Genomic DNA, 18,190 nt, shown 5'->3' with positions numbered 1-18,190 from the left:
GAGTTACTCATCATGAAAAATCTGTTCCGTCCGTTGATCGTGATTTTCGCGGTACTGACCGCCGTCACCGGACTTGCTTATCCCGCCGTGATGACCGCGGTCGGTCAGGCGGCCTTCAACAACCAGGCCAACGGCAGCCTGCTCCAGCAGGATGGCAAGGTAGTCGGCTCGAAACTGATCGGCCAGCAGTTCGATGCGCCGCAGTACTTCTGGGGCCGTCTGTCGGCTACCAGCCCGATGCCCTACAACCCGCAGAGCTCGGGCGGTTCGAACCTCGGGCCGACCAACCCGGCGCTGCTCGACGAAGTCAAAGGCCGTATCGATGCGTTGAAAGCGGCCGGCACGGATATGTCGCAGCCGGTGCCGGTCGATCTGGTGACGTCCTCCGGCAGCGGTCTCGATCCTGAGATCAGCCCGGCGGCCGCCGCGTATCAGATCGAACGCGTCGCCAAAGCGCGTAAGCTCGCTGCTAACGATGTGCAGGCGCTGATCGATCGCTATACGAGCGGCCGTCAGTTCGGCATTCTCGGTGAGCCGCGCGTGAACGTGCTGCAACTGAACCTGGCACTGGATGAGATGAAACACGGTTGAGCGTGGCTCGACGCCGATAAGCGTCGCTCAGCACCGTTGAGCACCGTGGTTTGAGGAGGCGGCGCCCATTCGGCGCCGCTTTCGCCATTTGTTCGCGGTCGTTATTACAGTGGGCCGCGCGGAGCACGCCATGCATCGCTGTGCAATCGACGCTCGGTGTAGCCGCCATTGCCATTTGCGGCGCGGCCACTGCCGTGCCACCATGCATGCACTATCGCTCGTCTTACTATGAAAACCATTGAGCATGAACCGCCCCGATCCTGACGAACTGCTCGACAAGCTGCAACGCGACGAAGAGAAAGGTCAGCGGGGCCGGCTGAAGATTTTCTTCGGCGCGTCGGCAGGCGTCGGCAAGACCTATGCGATGTTGCAGGCCGCGCGGCGCCGCGCCGATGACGGTGCTGACGTAGTGGTCGGCATCGCCGAAACGCATGGCCGCAGCGAGACCGCTGCGCTGCTCGACGGCCTCGACGTGCTGCCGCTCGCGCATATCGAGTATCGCGGCCGTAAGCTCGGCGAGTTCGATCTTGACGCCGCGCTCGCCCGCAAACCGCAACTGATTCTCGTCGACGAGCTCGCGCATTCGAACGTGCAGGGTGCGCGGCATCTGAAGCGCTGGCAGGACGTCTACGAACTGCTCGATGCGGGCATCGACGTCTACACCACGGTCAACGTTCAGCACCTCGAAAGCCTGAACGACGTGGTCGGCCAGATCACCGGCATCCGTGTCTGGGAGACGGTGCCCGACCGCGTGTTCGATCGTGCCGACGAAGTCACATTGGTCGATCTGCCCGCGGAGGAACTGCTTGATCGAATGCGCGACGGCAAGGTGTATTTGCCGCAGCAGGCCGAGCGCGCGGTGCGCAACTTCTTTCGCAAGGGCAACCTGATCGCGCTGCGCGAGCTGGCATTGCGCCGTACCGCGGACCGGGTCGACGCGCAGATGCGGGAATATCGCGCTGATCGTTCGATCCAGCGGATCTGGCAGGCGCGTGAGCGCTTGCTGGTGTGCGTGGGTCCCGGCCCGGAAGCGCCGATGCTGGTGCGCGCGGCGGCACGTCTCGCCGCCAGCCTGAAGGCCGACTGGATCGCCGTCTATGTGGAAACACCCGCGTTGCAGCGCCTGCCCGACGCGCGCCGCGAACGCACGCTGAATGCCTTGAAGCTCGCCGCCGAACTCGGCGCCGAAACCGCGACGCTCGCGGGCACCGATGCGGTCGCCGCACTGATCGGTTACGCGCAGGCTCGCAACGTCTCGAAGCTGGTAGCCGGTGCGTCGGCGCGCACCGGTCTCAAGCGCTGGTTGCGCCGGCCGCTCGGTGAGCGCATCGCCGAACGGGCGGGCGATCTCGATCTCACGCTGATTCGCGCGTCGTCGGAGCGTGATGGCGCTGAACATCGCCGCTTGCTGAACACCACCGCCAACGCGTGGCGCGAGGCGCTGAGCGCGGCGCGCGAACGCCGTTCGCCGCCGCGCGCCTACGGCATCGCATTGGCGATTTGCGCGGCCATTACGCTGCTGTCGAGCCAGTTGATCGATCATATCGACCTGACCAACCTCGTCATGCTGTACCTGCTCGGCGTGATCTTTACGGCCGTGAAGCTGGGGCGCGGACCGGGCGTCGTGCTGTCGTTCATGAGCGTGGCCGCGTTCGATTTCTTCTTCGTGCCGCCGCGCATGTCGCTGTCGGTGTCCGATACGCAGTATCTGCTGACCTTCATCGGCATGCTGCTGACTTCACTCGTCATCAGCCATCTCACGTCAAGCTTGCGCCGCGAGGCGAGCGTGGCGCGGCGTCGCGAACAGCGCACCGGCGCGATGTACGCGATGGCGCGTGAATTGGCGGCGGCGCTCACCACTGAGCAGATCGTCGGCATCGGCAGCCGGCATGTGAGCGAAGTGTTCGGCGCGCGTGTCGCGATTCTGTTGCCGGACAGCGCCGATCAGGTGAAGCAGAAGATAGAAGACCCCGATGCGGCGATCACGCTGGAAGGCGAGACGCTCGATATCGACGTCGGTCAGTGGGTCTACGATCAGCAGAAGCCGGCGGGGCAAGGCACCGATACGCTGCCGGCCGCCGCCGCGCTATACCTGCCGCTGAAGGCGCCGATGCGCACGCGCGGTGTGCTCGCGGTCGTGATGCGCGATGAGCGCGAACTGGATGTGCCCGAGCAGCAACGCATGCTCGACGCATTCGCCGCGCAAATCGCGCTGGCTCTCGAGCGGGTGCACTACGTCGACATCGCGCGCGATGCGCTCGTCAACATGGAATCGGAGCGTTTGCGCAATTCGCTGTTGTCCGCGATTTCGCACGACCTGCGTACGCCGTTGACCACGATCGTTGGTTTTTCGTCGATGCTGGCGCAATCGCGCGAGGCGCATCCCGGTGCGCAACCCGGTGACGATCTCGTCGAAGCGATTCACGAAGAAGCGCTGCGCATGACCGGCATCGTCACCAATCTGCTCGATATGGCGCGCTTGCAGGCAGGCAGCCTGCAACTGAACCAGCAGTGGACGCTGCTCGAAGAAACGGTGGGCGCCGCGCTGCGCGCATGCAAACGCGTGCTGGCGAATCATCCGGTGCAGGTGAAGCTGCCCGCGGATTTGCCGCTGCTGCACCTCGATGCGGTGCTGATGGAGCGGCTCTTTTCGAATCTGTTTGAGAACGCGGCCAAATACACCGCGCCGGACACGCCTTTGACGATCGGCGCGCAACGTCTCGACGCGGACGGCAAGTCGTTCGTACGCGTCGCTGTCGACGATAACGGCCCCGGTCTGCCGGCCGGCATGGAAGCGCGTGTGTTCGAGAAATTCACGCGCGGTGAGAAAGAGTCGGCCAAGCCTGGCATCGGCCTCGGCCTCGCGATCTGCCGCGCGATCGTGGAAGCGCACGGCGGTACAATCGGCGCGCTCAATCGTGTGTCCGCGGACGGCCGCGTCGAAGGCGCGCGGTTCTGGTTCACGCTCCCGGTGGAAACGCCGCCCGAAGCACCGGACGCGCTGGAAGACGAAGGCGCCGACGCGTTGCCCGACTTCGATTCAACTCCTAACCCGCTTTCCAAGCCCAGCCATGAGTGACCCGAGCATCACTGTCGTCCTGATTGAAGACGAAAAGCAGATTCGCCGCTTCGTGCGAGCCGCGCTGGAAGGCGAGGGCATCGTCGTGCACGACGCCGAGACCGGCAAGCAAGGTCTCGTCGAGGCCGCGACGCGCAAGCCCGATCTCGTCATCGTCGATCTCGGCCTGCCCGACACCGACGGTCTCGACGTGATTCGCGAGTTGCGTGGCTGGAGCGAATTGCCAGTCATCGTCCTGTCGGCCCGTACCCAGGAAACCGAGAAAGTCGCCGCGCTTGATGCCGGCGCGGACGACTACCTCACCAAGCCGTTCGGCGTCTCCGAATTGCTGGCGCGGATCCGCGCGCATATGCGGCGCCGCAATCAGGGCGGCGCGAATGAATCGCCGGTGGTGCGCTTTGGCGCGGTGACGGTCGATCTGGCGTTGCGGCAGGTGAGCCGCGACGGCGCCGCCATTCATCTCACACCGATCGAATACCGCCTGCTCGCGACGCTGGTGCGCCACGCCGGCCGCGTGCTGACGCACCGGCAATTGCTGCGTGACGTGTGGGGGCCGTCGCATGTCGAGAGCCATCACTATCTGCGTATCTATATGGCGCATCTGCGCGGCAAACTGGAGCGCGATCCGGCGCAACCGGAGCATATCGTCACGGAAACGGGCGTGGGATACCGGCTGGTGGGCGCGGTTTGAGCCTGCCCGAGGCGTCTGCCGTGCCCCTCCGACTGCTCGCCACAGCAAGGCGACGCCCTATTTTGGTATAATTACAGTTCGTAAGGACGACCTTGCGCATCTGTTACGAACGGGGACGGCCCCATCTGACCATGGAGTTGTCTCATGTCATGGATTCTTCTGTTGATTGCCGGTTTGCTCGAAGTCGCGTGGGCGGCCGGTCTCAAGACCTCCGAAGGTTTCACCCGGCTCTGGCCGTCCGTGTTCACGATCGTGACCGCGCTCGGCAGCTTCGTGCTGCTTGCAATGGCCATGCGCCAGTTGCCGCTCGGCACGGCCTACGCCGTGTGGACGGGGATCGGCGCGGTGGGCGCGTTTATCTTCGGCATCGTCATGATGGGCGAGGCTTTGACGGTCGCGCGGGTGGCGAGTGCGGCGCTGATTGTGATCGGATTGATCGGTTTGAAGCTGTCGTCAGGGCATTGAGCCCTTGCTGCCGGGCCCGAATATCGTGTCCGCGTACGCTCAAACAGTGCGCGAATACCCTGCCATTAGAGTCCGCCATTTGTTAGCCGCTCTGCGTTCTGCGAATTAACGTGGCTATAATGGGATTGAATCCAACCTGAAATTGCCCGCGTCCTATTTGGCGCGGCCGGCTTGGCGCGGGTCTGACGACTTCGGTGTGGCGGTTCCCTTTCCTTTGCCCGTCGAAGCGCCCGGCACGCACAGCGCGCCTGGAGGCGGCCATGCTTGAATCACTTTCGCTCGCTGCGGGCCTCTCATGGGGCAGCGGTCTGCGCCTCTATCTGACAGTCCTGCTGGCCGGCGTGTTTGCACGTCTCGGCTTCATCCATCTCCCCGATACGCTGTCCGCACTGTCTTCGCCATGGGTGATCGGCGTAGCCGGCGTGCTGACGGTCACTGAATTTCTCGCCGACAAAATCCCCGCGTTCGATTCCTTATGGGACGCGATCCATACCTTTATCCGCATTCCCGCCGGTGCAGTTCTGGCGGCCGGCGCGCTCGGCCATGCCGATCCTGCGCTGCTGACTGTCGCGGCACTCGCGGGCGGCACGTTGGCGGGCACAGCACATCTGGCGAAAGCGGGCACGCGCGCGCTGATCAACCTATCGCCGGAACCGGTGTCGAATGTCGTGACGTCGACCGCTGAAGACGGTCTCGTGTTCGGCGGCATGCTGCTCGCGTTGTTCGTGCCGGTTCTCTTTCTGGTATTGATGGTGGGTTTCCTGATGCTGGCCGGCTGGGCATTGCCGCGGCTGTGGCGCGGGGTGCAGGGCGGTTTTCGCGGGATGGCGACGCACATGGTGTCGCGCTTTGCGAGGAGCAGGCACGATTGAGCGATACGGCACGAGGTGTGACGGCGCGCGCCGATGCAGCGCGCCGGTTGGGCGGTATGGGTCTGCTGCGCCAGGCCATCCGCATGACGGCGCGCGACTGGCGCGCCGGCGAACTGACGATGCTGCTGCTGGCGCTGGTGCTGGCCGTCGCGGCATTGTCGAGTGTCGGCTTTCTGGCTGACCGCTTGCATCAGGGGCTCGAGCGTGACGCGCGGCGCATGATTGCCGCGGATTTCATCGTGCGCGCCGATCATCCTGTCGATCCGCAGTTCGCGCAGCAAGCCAGGGCACTCGGTCTGGATACCGCCAGCACGGCGATCTTCCCTAGCATGATCAACTCGACCGGCGCGCAGCCGGTCTCGCGGCTGGCGGCCATCAAGGCGGTGTCGCCGGGTTATCCGTTGCGCGGCGCGTTGCGGATTGCTTCAGCGCCGGGCACGGCGGACCATCCCACTCAATCGATTCCGGCGCCGGGCACGGTATGGGTCGACCAGGCACTGCTCGATGCATTGAAGCTGCATGTTGGCGACGCCGTGAAAGTGGGCAATCGCAGCTTTACGATCGGCGCGATCATTACCCGCGAGCTCGACCGCGGTTTTTCGTTCATCAATTTTTCGCCGCGTTTGATGCTGCGCGCCGACGACGTCCAGTCGACCGGCCTCATCACCTTCGGCAGCCGCGTGACTTACCGCTTGCTGGTGGCGGGCGCGGACGCATCGGTGGCGCGTTTCGCCCAATTCGCGCATGACAAGGTGGACGGCGGCAAGATGCGCGGCGTCGCGCTCGAATCGTTGCAGGACGGCCAGCCGCAAGTGCGTCAGACGCTCGACCGCGCGAGTCACTTCCTCACGCTGGTTTCACTGCTCACCGCCTTGCTCGCGGCGGTGGCGATCGCGATGGCCGCCCATCGGTATATGCGCCGGCATCTGGACGGCTGCGCGGCGATGCGCTGTCTTGGCGTCAGCCAGGTCACGCTGCGCACGTTGTTCACGCTTGAATTCGTAGGGCTGGGTTTGATCGGCGGCGCGCTCGGTGTGGCGCTCGGTTACCTGGGGCACCTCGCGTTGCTGACGTGGCTCGGCAGTCTGATCGACGTCGCGTTGCCGTATCCGACCGTGTGGCCCGCGCTCGAAGGGATTGCTGCCGGTCTCGTGCTGTTGCTCGGTTTCGCGTTGCCTCCGCTATTGCCGCTGACGCGCGTGCCGCCGGTGCGTGTGCTGCGTCGCGAATGGGGCGACGCGGGGCGTACAGCGTGGGCCGCCTACGCGCTCGGTATCGTGCTATTCGCTGCACTCCTGATCGTCGCAGCAGGCGAGTTGAAGCTCGGCGGCATCGTGGCGGGCGGCTTCGCCGGCGGACTGCTGGTGTTCGCGTGCATCGCGCGGCTGGCGTTGTGGGGCGCGTCGCGTCTCGTGCGCAGCGAGCGCGTCAATGCGGGCATCGGCTGGCGCTACGCGTTGGCGTCGCTGGAGCGGCGCAGCGGTGCGAGTGCGTTGCAAATCACCGCGCTCGGCATCGGCCTGATGTGCCTGCTGCTGATCGCGATGACGCGTAACGACCTGGTGGCCGGCTGGCGCAAATCGACGCCGCCCGATGCGCCGAACGAATTCATCATCGACATCCAGCCCGACCAGCGCGACGCCGTCACGCACTATCTGAACACGCACGGCGTGCCCGGCACGGTGCTCGCGCCGATGGTGCGCGGCCGGCTGATCGCCATCAACGGCAAACCGGTCAATCCGGATTCGTTCAAGGGTGACGACGCGAAGCGGCTCGTCGATCGCGAATTCAATCTCTCGTATACGACCGAGCTCCCCGACGACAACCGCCTTTCTGCCGGCACATGGTATGGCGACACGAAGACACCGCAGATTTCGATCGAGCAGGGGCTCGCGAAGCTGATCAACGTGAAGCCCGGTGATACGCTGCGCTTCGACGTGACGGGCTTGCAAATCGACGCGCCGGTGACGAGCGTGCGCAAGCTCGACTGGGGCTCGTTCAAGGTCAACTTTTTCGTGTTGATGCCGCCGGCCGCCTTGCAGGATTTCCCGGCGACGTTTATCACGAGCTTCCATTTACCATCGGAAAAACAGTCGACCATCGACGGACTGATCGCCGCCTATCCGAACCTCACGGCGATCGACACCGGTCCGATTCTCGCGCAGGTGCAGCGTGTGTTGCAGCAGGTGATCGGCGCGGTGCAATTCCTGTTCGCGTTCACGCTCGCGGCCGGCGTGCTGGTGCTCTATGCGGCGCTGGCCGGCACCCGCGATGAGCGTATGCGAGAATCCGCGCTGCTGCGTGCGCTGGGGGCCTCGCATCGGCAGGTGCGCGCGGTGCAGATTGCCGAATTCGTGGCGGTTGGCGCGTTGGCGGGTTTGATGGCGGCGCTCGGCGCGCAGGTGATCGGCTGGCAACTGGCGACGCGCGTGTTCGAGTTTTATCTGACGTTCGATCCGTGGTTGTTGCCGGCGGGCATCGCAGCCGGAATCGCCTGTGCGGGCGTGGGTGGCTGGCTAAGCTTGCGGCATGTGCTGGCGCGGCCGGCGCTGCAATCGCTGCGGGACGCGTGACTTTTTCTTTCCTGTTTGTGTGATTGGGTATGAGCGAACTTAACGACGAAGTGTCCGCCGCACAGCCGACGGCCTTCGAACTGGTGGGCGGCGAAGCGCGTGTGCGCGAACTGGTCGACCGGTTTTATGACTTGATGGATCTCGAAGCGGAATTCGCCGGGATTCGAGCCTTGCATCCGGAGTCGCTTGATGGCTCGCGCGATAAGTTTTTCTGGTTCTTGTGTGGATGGATGGGCGGGCCCGATCACTACATCAGCCGCTTCGGCCATCCCAGGCTGAGGGCCAGGCATATGCCGTTTCCGATCGCTTCCAGCGAGCGGGATCAGTGGCTTCGGTGCATGGCATGGGCCATGGAGGATGTCGGACTTGCCGAGCCGTTGAGAGAGCGCTTGCTGGCGTCGTTCTTCGAGACTGCGGATTGGATGCGCAATCGCAATGGTTGAGCGGGGAGCGGGGCTGGAGGGCTCAGAGGCGGGTGCGGTTCTGGACTGCTGGTTCGGTGCCCCGAAGACGCCCACCTTCGGTCAGGCGCGCAAGCTCTGGTTCTCGCGCGACAAAGTCTTCGATGCGACGCTGCTGGAGCGCTTCGGGACACTAATCGACGCGGCGCGCGAAGGTGCGCTCGACAGCTGGACGGCAACACCGCTCGGCGCGTTAGCGCTGGTCATCGTGCTGGACCAGTTTTCCCGCAATTGCTACCGCGATACACCGCGTGCTTTCGCTGCCGATCACAAAGCGCTGTGCGTCGCGCAACAGATGATCGCAAGCGGCGCCGATTTTCTATTGCCGACCGCGCATCACCGCGCGTTCGCGTATCTGCCGTTCGAGCACGATGAAACGCTTGCCAGCCAGCACGAATCGCTGCGGCTGTTCACGCAGCTGAAGGCCGAGCCGGGCGGCGCGTCGTACTACTCCTCCGCGGTCAGGCACGCCAGAGTCATCGAGCGTTTCGGACGCTTTCCCCATCGTAATGCACAGCTCGGGCGGCCTTCGACGGCTGAAGAAACCGCTTTCCTGAAAGGACCCGGCTCGTCGTTCTAGGTGCAAGGGAACCGCGTAGGCACTGACCAGGCACCGTCTGGCACGACGTTCTACTCGCCGCGATCAGGCACAGCCGGTGTTCGCACGAACACCCGCAGCAGTTCGTCGGTGTCGCCCGGACGCGCGCCGGACCAGAACAGTCGCCAATCGCCTGCCGGTGCGCGGGCATTGTCGCGGCGGCTTTCGTCGATCAGCCAGGTGCATTCGGTCGTCGCCGTATTCGCGGTCGGTTGATGCTCGATGCCGGTGTAGTAGTACAGCATCGGCGCTTCGGATTCGCCGAGCCCCGTGCTGGCCATGCAATCACCATCGTTCCATTCGATATTCATGCGGGCGCCGAGGTTTTCGAACACGGAGCGGTAACTCTTCGCATAGTCGAGCCATGGCAGCAGCAGCGTGCTGACCAGTCCCCATGTGAGAATCGCGCCCGCGCACCAGCTCAGGACGCCGCGCCATTTGCCGGTGTACTTGAATACCGGTAGCAGCCACAGCCAGCCGAGCGTCATCAGCAACGCGGCCGCGATCATTGCGGGCTTGACCGGCAGTACCCAGTCGAGCGGCAACCAGCGACCGAGCCGATGCAGCGACGCATGCATATTGGCCGGATCGCTCATGATCGACCAGATGATCCACGCAAGCGCGGCCGCGCTGCCAAACAGGACACGGCTCGTCATGTCCCAGCTCGCGTGCATTCGCCGCGGCAACTTTTCGATGCATTGCATCGCCACCAGAGCGAGCGGGGCGATGAACGGCAGGATGTACAGCTCGCGCACCGTTGCCGAGCTTTGCAGCACGGCGAACCCCGTCCCCGCGAAGATCACCGGCAGCGCCACGCGCGGATCGCGCCAACGGCGCCAACTGCCGCCGGCGAGTGCGGCCAGCGCCAGCGGTACGACTGGAAAACCGACGCTCAGCACGGTGCGCAGCACGAACAGACGGCTCTCGTTTTCAGAGCCGAGCTCCGCCACCGAAAACCCGAAGAAGCGGCCGATGTTGTTGTCCCACAGCCAGACCTTGAAGAGTGCTTCGGAGCGCAGATAGAAACAGATCGGCCAGATCAGCGCGAAAGGCGCGCAGACGAGCGCGGCGATCCCGAGCGCCCCAGCAAAGCTGCGAGTACGGCAGGCGGGATACAGCACCAGCACCGCGACGGTGGTCGCGCCGAACACGAGCGGCACGAAGAGGCCCTTCGCCAGCAACGACACGCCCACGCCCGCACCGAACATTGCCGCGGCACTCAGAATCGCGTGGCGCCGGCGGCGTGCGTCGACCGGCAGCAGGCGCGCTTCATCGCGCAGGTGCACCAGCACCAGTTCGAATAGTCCGCAGAAGCCGATCGCGGCGCCGGCCATCAGCGCGACGTCGGTCATCATGTCGTGCACGTGCTTGATGACGACGAGCGTGCTCGCGAATAACGCAAGCGTGCCGATCACGCGGATGTCCAGCCAGCTCGACGCGGCCACCGCGCGGCGGGCGATGCGAGCCGTGTAGTAGACGGTGAGTCCGGCGAAGAGCGCGCTCGCGAGGCGCGCGGCGTCATGCAAAGGCAGGTAGCGGCCGAACATCCACGCGAGGCCGGCGGCGACCCAATCGTAAATAGGCGGTTTTTCGACGAAGGGCTGGCCGGCATTGGTCGGCACGACCAGATCGCCGGTATCGAGCATGTGCTGGATGATGCCGAAGGTGTAGGTTTCGTCCTGCTTCCACGGTTCGTGGCCGAGGATGCCCGGCAAAAGCCAGGCACACAGGATCGCCAGCGCGACCAGCCATCGCATCGGACGGGCAGTCGTGAGCGCGCGCAAGCGCTGGACGCCGCGCGAGGCGGCAGGCGCAGCAGCGGTCCCCGCGGGACCGGCCGGAGCGGTGGGTCTTGCGGGCGCCGCGGCTGCGGCGGTGTGGCCGGAAGGCAAAGCCGTGCCGGATCCGGTAACGTGTGCCGAGTCGGGGCGCGTGTCCGGCGCGCCGTCGGCAGGACCGGCAAGTGCAGGCGCCGCAGCCGCGACGTTCCGCGCGCGCCAGGGCGCGGATGGGTTTTCGTACATGAGAATCTCTGGTCGCCGTACGCGGCGACGTGGGCCGCGGACTTATGCTCTGGCTGTGCGTCGCATGCGGTTGCATGCGAATGCTGCGATTGTAGTCCCAGTTTATTACTGTGGATTACAGATAATGTGGGGAATATCGCAGTTAATCAGATAGATTGTGCTGATTCCTCGCCATATCGACGGGAATTCGGAATCGGAAAGGGAGAGGTCGGCCGTCGGGAACCGTCGGCCGTGGGAACTGAAGAGGGGATTCAGCGTCCGCCGGCAACGTCGAGCAGCGCGCCCGTTACATATGAGGCGGCGTCGCTCAGCAACCAGACGATCGATTCGGCGACTTCGTCGGCCCTGCCAGGGCGCCCCAGTGGGGTTGTCGCGCCGAGCTGGGCGGCGCGCTCGGGCTTGCCGCCGCTGACGTGGATTTCGGTATCGATCAGGCCGGGCCGTACCGCGTTCACGCGCACGCCCTGTGGGCCGAGTTCCTTGGCGAGACCGATGGTCATGGTGTCGACAGCGCCCTTGGAGCCGGCATAGTCGACGTATTCGTTCGGCGAACCTAAACGCGCGGCCGCCGACGAGATATTCACGATTACGCCGCCCGCGCCGCCGCGGCTTGTCGACATCCGGCGCGCGCCTTCGCGTGCGCACAGATACGCGCCGAGCACGTTGACATCGAACATGCGTTTCAGCCGCGCGAGGTCCATATCCGCGAGCTGGCTCGACGGCCCGACGATCCCGGCATTGTTGACGAGCGCATCGAGCCGGCCGAACTTTTGCTGGACCGCGTCGAACATCGCGATCACATCGGTTTCGCTGGCCACGTCGCCGGCAATCGACAATGCACGGCCGCCGGCGCGTTCCACTTCAGCAACGGTGTCCTGCGCGGCCGCCAGGTTCTGCGCGTAATTTACGCCGACCGACCAGCCGCGTGCGCCCAGCAAACGTGCGGTTGCGCGGCCAATGCCGCGGCTGCCGCCGGTGATCAGAACGGTTTTCGTCATCGCAACCTCCTCGCTCGGGGGTGTTCCGCAGGGACAGCGCGGCGGGTGTTCAGAAGGCCGGAGAAGCGCAGCAAGCAGCGTTCAAACGGCGTCGCGTTTGACGGCCCATTTGTCGCTGGCAGGCGGTTGATAGCGTTGCAGCTTGTCGATCAGCGCGACGGGATCGGCGTCCCTTTGCAGGATGTCGAAGTAGGTTTGCCGCATGAAGCCTTCGTCTACCGTGTGCTTGAGCAGCGCGATCAGCGGATCGTAGAAGCCGTCGATATTCAGCAGCGCCACCGGCTTCTGGTGATAGCCGAGTTGCGCCCACGTGTAGACCTCGAACAGCTCTTCGAGCGTGCCCGCGCCGCCCGGCATCGCGACGAATGCGTCGGACAGATCGGCCATCATCTTCTTGCGATGATGCATGTCGGGCACCACATGCAGCTCGGTCAGGCCGTTATGGCCGACTTCCTTGTTGACCAGCAATTCGGGAATCACGCCGATTGCGCGGCCGCCTTCGGCCATCACCGTATCGGCGATCACACCCATCAGGCCGACCTTGCCGCCGCCATAGACCAGCGCGAGATCGGCCTGCACCAGCGCGCGGCCGAACGCGCGCGCGGCTTCGGCATATAACGGTCTGGCTCCGTCGGAGGAGCCGCAATACACACACACCGACTTCATACTCAAACGTCCTTCGGTTCGTTACGGGGCGCGGCACCTTCCTTCGGCGGCAGGTAGTCGTAGAACTCGCGCTTGGGCAGCTTGCCCGACACGAGGTCGTCGAAAATCTGCCGCGAGCGGCCGCGCAGATAAGGCGCCATCAGCGAAACGATCTGCACGCTCACCTGATGCAATTCGGCGCGAATGGTTTCCTGCTCGTTGTACTTGCGCGGGTTCATCACGAACTGATACGACAGCCAGTACGTCGCGATCACGCCGATGTTGGTCGCGATCACGTTCAGCTCTTCGGGCGTCGCGACCATTTCGCCGTCCGCCACGAGTTGCTCGCAGAACTGGCTCGCAAAGCGCACCTTGTGGCTGATGATCTGCTTGAAGTGTGTTTCGAGCGTGCGATTGCGCGCCAGCAGATCGTTCAGATCACGATACAGGAAACGATAGCGCCAGGTGAAATCGACCATGTACTGCAGGTACGACCACATCTCGTCGATAGTCGCGCGGTGATCGTCGGGAAAGCGCAGACGCTTTTCGATCTCCTGCTCGAACTGGCTGAAGATGCTGTTGATAATGTCGTCTTTGTTGCGGAAGTGGTAGTACAGATTGCCTGGACTGATTTCCATTTCCTCGGCGATCGTCGTCGTCGTGACGTTCGGTTCGCCGATCTCGTTGAACAGTTTCAACGAGAGCTCGAGGATCCGTTCGCGGGTGCGGCGGGGAGGTTTGGCTTCCATGTAGTCCGGCCCTGGTTACGCCGGGCTGGGCGCGTGGCGGCATGCCGCTGTTGCGTGATCCACCCGGACGCGGTTGGTATAGTCGAGCGCCCCCAAACCTGCCGCTGCGCGACAGGCCCCCCGTGGGGGCAGGAAAACTTGGGGCGGCCCAGCATTTTCCTGTGAGACTATCAGCCGATTATAAACCGACCGTTCTTATACCAAACGGATACTCAGGGTTTTCATTCACTGGAACGCCGGACAAGGCGCGGGGCCATGCTGCACGGCGGGTTTCATAGCCACGCTTGAACCCAGCGCACGACGAGCGGCCCGACGATCAGCCCCCACGTCATCAGACACATGCCGAGTGCGACCATGACCGCCGCGCTGCCGAGATCTTTGGCCCGGCGCGACAACTCGTGGCGTTCAAGCGAAATACGGTCGATGGCCGCCTCGACGCTCGAATTCAGCAACTCGACGATCAGCACCAGCAGCACCGAGCCGAGCAGCAACACGCGTGACACCGGATCCACCGGCACCAGCACGCCGCATGGAATCAGGATGGCGGCGAGCGTGAGTTCCTGGCGAAACGCGCTTTCCTCACGGATCGCCACGCGAAACCCGGCGAGCGAATTTTTCATCGCGTGCCATGCGCGGGTCAGCCCGCGATTGCCCTTGTACGGATTGAAGGGTAACGGTGCGAGCGGATCGTCGGGGCTGAGCGGTTCGTGATGGGAATCGCTCTCCGGGCTGTCGATCCTCGTGCTGTTCACGTCGTGGAAACCATTCGCGTGATTGGCATGATTCGGCGTGTCGTGCTCACTCACATCGTCGAACGGTTCGATGCCGGCGGCGTCGGTGCCGGCATCGACAGCGCGCAATGCGCCGTTCGATGCGCGTGCCGCGGTGGAGTTTCGGGTTGGCATAAACGGCTCGGCACGTCGCGTCATGCGGCGGCGCTTTCCTCGCTGTACGACGTGCGAGGCAGCGGCTTCAGATGCGCCGCGAACTGCTCGGACGCCGCGGCCCACGAGAAGCGTTCGGCCCACGCGCGGGCATGGCTGCGTTCGATCTTCAGCGCTTCGAGGCAAGCCTCACGCAAATCTTCGTGCATCGCACCCGCGCCACCGTCGCCGAGCACGTCGATCGGGCCGGTCACCGGATACGCCGCGACCGGCGTGCCGCAGGCCAGCGCTTCGAGCAGTACGAGTCCGAAGGTATCGGTGCGGCTCGGGAACACGAATACGTCGGCGGCCGCGTAGACCTTGGCCAGTTCGGCTTGCGTCAGCACGCCCAGGTAATTGGCTTGCGGATAGCGCGATTTCAGTTCGGCGAGCGCTGGGCCTTCGCCCGCCACCCACTTCGAGCCGGGCAGGTCGAGTTTCAGGAACGCCTCGACGTTTTTCTCGACCGCGACGCGCCCCACGTACAGAAAGATCGGCCGCGCGGTGTTGAGGACCTTCGAGTCCATCTGGTGAAAGATGTCGAGGTCGACGCCGCGGGTCCACAACACCACGTTGGTGAAGCCGAATTTTTCGAGGTCGGTCTTGACCACGGGTGTGGGCGCCATCACCGCCAGCGACGCCTTGTGGAACCAGTGCAGAAACTTGTAGGTGAGCGCGATCGGAATGCCGAAGCGCGCCTGCACGTATTCGGGAAAGCGCGTGTGATAAGCGGTCGTGAACGGCAGCTTATGCTGGATCGCATAGGCTCGCGCGGCTATGCCGAGCGGGCCTTCGGTGGCGATGTGCAGCGCATCGGGCGCGAATTCGTCGATACGCTGACGCAGCTTGCGGCGCGGCATCAGCGACAGGCGAATCTCGGGATAGGTCGGGCACGGAATCGTCTTGAATTCGAGCGGCGTCAGCAGATCGACGTTGTGGCCGAGTGCGGTGAGCTCGCGCGTGGTGTTTTTCAGCGTGCGCACGACGCCATTGACCTGCGGTTCCCATGCGTCGGTGACGATCATGATCTTCATCGGTTTTGGCCCAATAGAAGTGGAGAGGGACTACGCGGTCGCCCGGGCCGTTTGCACGCCGACTTCCGGTGCGCGCATCACGGTCCAGTAGATCACCTTGAGTTCGCCTTCATACGTCTCGACGAGTGCCGACAGGCTTTCGACCCAATCGCCGTCGTTGCAATACAGCACGCCATCGATCTCGCGGATCTCGGCTTTGTGAATGTGTCCGCAGACCACACCGTCGCAGCCGCGGCGGCGCGCTTCGTCCGTCATCACGCGCTCGAACGACGAGATGAAATTCACCGCGTTCTTTACCTGATGCTTCAGGTATTGCGACAGTGACCAGTAAGGGAAGCCGAGGCGGCTGCGGATCCGGTTGAACCAGCGGTTCAGGATCAGGATCATCGTGTAGAGCGTGTCGCCGAGATACGCGAGCCACTTGGCGTGCTGGATCACGCCGTCGAACAGATCGCCGTGCACGATCCAGAGGCGCTTGCCGGCGAGCGTCGTGTGGAATGCTTCGCCGCGCACGTGGATGTCACCGAAGGCGAGGTCGCAGAACTGGCGCGCGGCTTCGTCGTGATTGCCCGGGACATAGATGACCTGGGTGCCTTTGCGCGCTTTGCGCAGCACCTTTTGCACGACGTCGTTATGCGCCTGCGGCCAGTACCAGCCTTTTTTCAACTGCCAGCCGTCGATGATGTCGCCCACGAGGTACAGGTATTCCGACTCGTTGTGCCTCAGGAAGTCGAGCAGATACGGCGCCTGACAACCGCTCGAACCGAGGTGGATGTCGGACAGCCAGATGGTGCGATAGCGGTGCGGCTCGGCGTGGTCGTCGTCGTGATGAGCGGCGTGCGCGTCGAGTGGCTGCGACGGCGCAGGCAACGGCAGTCCGTGACTAGGGTTGGGTTCCGGGCGGAACGCGACAGGGTCGACGCTCGGGCCGGTCTGGCGGAACAGGGAAGTCGCGGACGTTTTGGGGTCCATGGCTCACGCGTCGAGTTGCGGTGCCCGTATTGCGCCAGCCGCGCGTGACCCTGCCGTGACAGTCACGAGAAGTTCTTATTACTGTGTGGGGAGAGGGAAGCGGCGGTAAGGGAACGGCGGGGCGCGGAGAAGGCTGCGGCGAGAGGCAACCCGCCATCAAGCGAACGCGAACCGCGGGCGCGGTGGCGTGAAGTGCAGGGAGGTCGGTTTGTTCAGTTCGCGACGCTGATGACGCGCGTGCCGGCGAGTCGGTCGTGCAGAAATTGACGCTGCGGATCGAAGCGGCCGGTTGCGGCCCACAGCACGAACCAGATCGCGGCGATCAGCAGCGTCTGCGGCACGGCGAGGCCCAGCAACGGATGCAGCGCGAGCGGCGGTAAAAACCATAGCCACGCCAGCACGTAACGTACGATCGCGCGACCTGTGGACAGCGGCGCGCCGTCAGCGGCGACGACGCGCAAGCGCCACGTTTTCATTGGCAGCGTCTGGCCGCTGTGGGTCCAGAACCAGACGAAATACAGACCGACCACGAAGCCGATCCACGCTGCGAGCAGGTTGTGATGGGTGAGACCGTTGCGCTGCTGCGTCAACGTGCTGAACAGATAGCCCGCGATGAACACGACGCCGAACAGGATCACGGCTTCGTAGAGCAGTGCCGCGAGGCGCCGGCGAACGGTAGGCACGATGCCGGATGAATCGGCGGGCAGTGTCGAGGTGGCGAGCGGTTGGGACACAGTTGGACCCGGATCAGGAGCCGTTGAAGATCGACGGCGCCTCGGCCGGCGAAACCGGCAGCGGCGTGGCGGGTACGAAGCTGCCCGCAGCGGGAATCGCCGGCGTGACGGCGGGGCTCGGCAATGGAGCGGCAGCCGCGGCACTCACCGCTGCGGCACCGCTGGCGCCATGCTCCCGGGCATTGACCAGACGGTCGAGGCCCTTGATCTCAGTTTTGCCGGAGGGCGGCGCGCTGACGACGCTCGGCCGCCGCTTACGCTCGCTCGCGGCGAGCCGCTCCTTCTGCTCTTCCGGCAATTGCTGATAAGCCTTCCATGCGTTCTGGCGGGTTTCGCGCGGCAATTCCTTCGATACCTGGTAGTTTTCGCGCGCAACGCGCCGCTGATCGGGGGTCATGCGCACCCATTCAGTCATTCGGTCGTGCAGGCGTTTTTGCGCATCGGGCGATAACTTCGGATAACGCGACGCGATTTTGATCCATTTCCGCTTGCGTTCGTCGCTAAAGGAATCCCATTGGCTGGCGAACGGCGCGAGCGCAACGTGCTCGGCGGCGCTCAGGCGCGCCCATGCCATCGGGCTATTGCTGTTGGACAGGGTGGGCAGATCGACGGCGAGGGTCGGCGCGGGCGCTTTTGCGGTCGCGTTGCCGCCAGCAGCGGGCGCACTGACGGTCGACGGGCTCGGATAAAAGCGCGGATACGTCGCGGCAAACGACACCAAAGCCGCGATCGCGCATCCGAAAACAACGGCCAAGCCGCGCTTGTAACTCACCCGAAGAAT

17 protein-coding genes are annotated in these 18,190 nt (G+C 64.3%); 8 read left to right on the top strand and 9 right to left on the bottom strand.

Annotated elements, in window-relative coordinates:
• Window positions 1-12: 12 nt before the first annotated feature.
• The 8 genes from kdpC to PQQ52_RS17275 all read left to right on the top strand — a co-directional run bounded on the left by kdpC (window position 13) and on the right by PQQ52_RS17275 (window position 9,312).
• Entirely contained in the window at window positions 13-591 is a 579-nt protein-coding gene (gene kdpC, locus PQQ52_RS17310) for a potassium-transporting ATPase subunit KdpC (RefSeq protein WP_408213570.1), read from the top strand.
• Between the two features lie 244 nt (window positions 592-835).
• The gene (locus PQQ52_RS17305) at window positions 836-3,670 is read left to right on the top strand and encodes a DUF4118 domain-containing protein (RefSeq protein WP_408213567.1); all 2,835 of its coding nucleotides are present in this window, start codon (window positions 836-838) and stop codon (window positions 3,668-3,670) included.
• Window positions 3,663-4,361 (top strand): two-component system response regulator KdpE, encoded by a 699-nt coding sequence (gene kdpE / locus PQQ52_RS17300; protein WP_408213565.1) that lies wholly within the window; start codon window positions 3,663-3,665, stop codon window positions 4,359-4,361. The genes PQQ52_RS17305 and kdpE overlap by 8 nt, the downstream gene beginning before the upstream one ends.
• Window positions 4,362-4,505: 144 nt before the next feature.
• Window positions 4,506-4,826 carry a quaternary ammonium compound efflux SMR transporter SugE gene (gene sugE, locus PQQ52_RS17295; protein WP_054034983.1) on the top strand — a complete coding sequence of 107 codons (321 nt, stop codon included), beginning with the start codon at window positions 4,506-4,508 and terminating at the stop codon, window positions 4,824-4,826.
• A 260-nt stretch (window positions 4,827-5,086) separates the two neighbouring features.
• The gene (locus PQQ52_RS17290) at window positions 5,087-5,698 is read left to right on the top strand and encodes a DUF4126 domain-containing protein (RefSeq protein ID WP_325045469.1); all 612 of its coding nucleotides are present in this window, start codon (window positions 5,087-5,089) and stop codon (window positions 5,696-5,698) included.
• Between the two features lie 56 nt (window positions 5,699-5,754).
• Complete coding sequence (locus tag PQQ52_RS17285) at window positions 5,755-8,271, top strand: ABC transporter permease (RefSeq protein ID WP_408213930.1); 2,517 nt, start codon at window positions 5,755-5,757, stop codon at window positions 8,269-8,271.
• 29 nt (window positions 8,272-8,300) lie between these two features.
• Window positions 8,301-8,714 carry a group II truncated hemoglobin gene (locus PQQ52_RS17280; RefSeq protein ID WP_325043844.1) on the top strand — a complete coding sequence of 138 codons (414 nt, stop codon included), beginning with the start codon at window positions 8,301-8,303 and terminating at the stop codon, window positions 8,712-8,714.
• A complete protein-coding gene (locus tag PQQ52_RS17275; RefSeq protein ID WP_408213561.1) occupies window positions 8,707-9,312 on the top strand; it encodes a DUF924 family protein in 606 nt (201 codons plus the stop codon). Before PQQ52_RS17280 ends, PQQ52_RS17275 begins: the two co-directional genes overlap by 8 nt.
• Window positions 9,313-9,362: 50 nt before the next feature.
• Here the strand turns inward: PQQ52_RS17275 and PQQ52_RS17270 are convergent, their stop codons facing one another.
• The 9 genes from PQQ52_RS17270 to PQQ52_RS17230 form a co-directional block, all read right to left on the bottom strand.
• Complete coding sequence (locus tag PQQ52_RS17270) at window positions 9,363-11,354, bottom strand: ArnT family glycosyltransferase (protein ID WP_408213558.1); 1,992 nt, start codon at window positions 11,352-11,354, stop codon at window positions 9,363-9,365.
• A 251-nt stretch (window positions 11,355-11,605) separates the two neighbouring features.
• A complete protein-coding gene (locus PQQ52_RS17265; protein WP_408213556.1) occupies window positions 11,606-12,352 on the bottom strand; it encodes an SDR family oxidoreductase in 747 nt (248 codons plus the stop codon).
• A gap of 81 nt (window positions 12,353-12,433) precedes the next feature.
• Window positions 12,434-13,018 carry an LOG family protein gene (locus PQQ52_RS17260; protein ID WP_408213554.1) on the bottom strand — a complete coding sequence of 195 codons (585 nt, stop codon included), beginning with the start codon at window positions 13,016-13,018 and terminating at the stop codon, window positions 12,434-12,436.
• Between the two features lie 2 nt (window positions 13,019-13,020).
• Complete coding sequence (locus PQQ52_RS17255; protein ID WP_325043839.1) at window positions 13,021-13,746, bottom strand: TetR/AcrR family transcriptional regulator; 726 nt, start codon at window positions 13,744-13,746, stop codon at window positions 13,021-13,023.
• A gap of 272 nt (window positions 13,747-14,018) precedes the next feature.
• Complete coding sequence (locus tag PQQ52_RS17250) at window positions 14,019-14,651, bottom strand: diacylglycerol kinase (RefSeq protein WP_408213550.1); 633 nt, start codon at window positions 14,649-14,651, stop codon at window positions 14,019-14,021.
• A 20-nt stretch (window positions 14,652-14,671) separates the two neighbouring features.
• Window positions 14,672-15,703: a glycosyltransferase family 4 protein gene (locus PQQ52_RS17245; protein WP_408213548.1), complete on the bottom strand. Its 1,032-nt coding sequence runs from the start codon at window positions 15,701-15,703 to the stop codon at window positions 14,672-14,674.
• A 30-nt stretch (window positions 15,704-15,733) separates the two neighbouring features.
• On the bottom strand, window positions 15,734-16,675 hold the full coding sequence (locus tag PQQ52_RS17240) for a UDP-2,3-diacylglucosamine diphosphatase (protein ID WP_408213545.1): 942 nt from the start codon (window positions 16,673-16,675) through the stop codon (window positions 15,734-15,736).
• A gap of 212 nt (window positions 16,676-16,887) precedes the next feature.
• A complete protein-coding gene (locus tag PQQ52_RS17235) occupies window positions 16,888-17,409 on the bottom strand; it encodes an RDD family protein (RefSeq protein ID WP_408213542.1) in 522 nt (173 codons plus the stop codon).
• Between the two features lie 13 nt (window positions 17,410-17,422).
• The gene (locus PQQ52_RS17230; protein ID WP_408213928.1) at window positions 17,423-18,181 is read right to left on the bottom strand and encodes a DUF3106 domain-containing protein; all 759 of its coding nucleotides are present in this window, start codon (window positions 18,179-18,181) and stop codon (window positions 17,423-17,425) included.
• Between the last annotated feature and the right edge of the window lie 9 nt (window positions 18,182-18,190).

It is taken from the genome of Paraburkholderia sediminicola (assembly GCF_046030555.1).
Classification (GTDB): domain Bacteria; phylum Pseudomonadota; class Gammaproteobacteria; order Burkholderiales; family Burkholderiaceae; genus Paraburkholderia; species Paraburkholderia sediminicola_E.
Note: the sequence above shows the minus strand (reverse complement) of the source record. Positions and strands in the feature narration are given on the sequence as shown.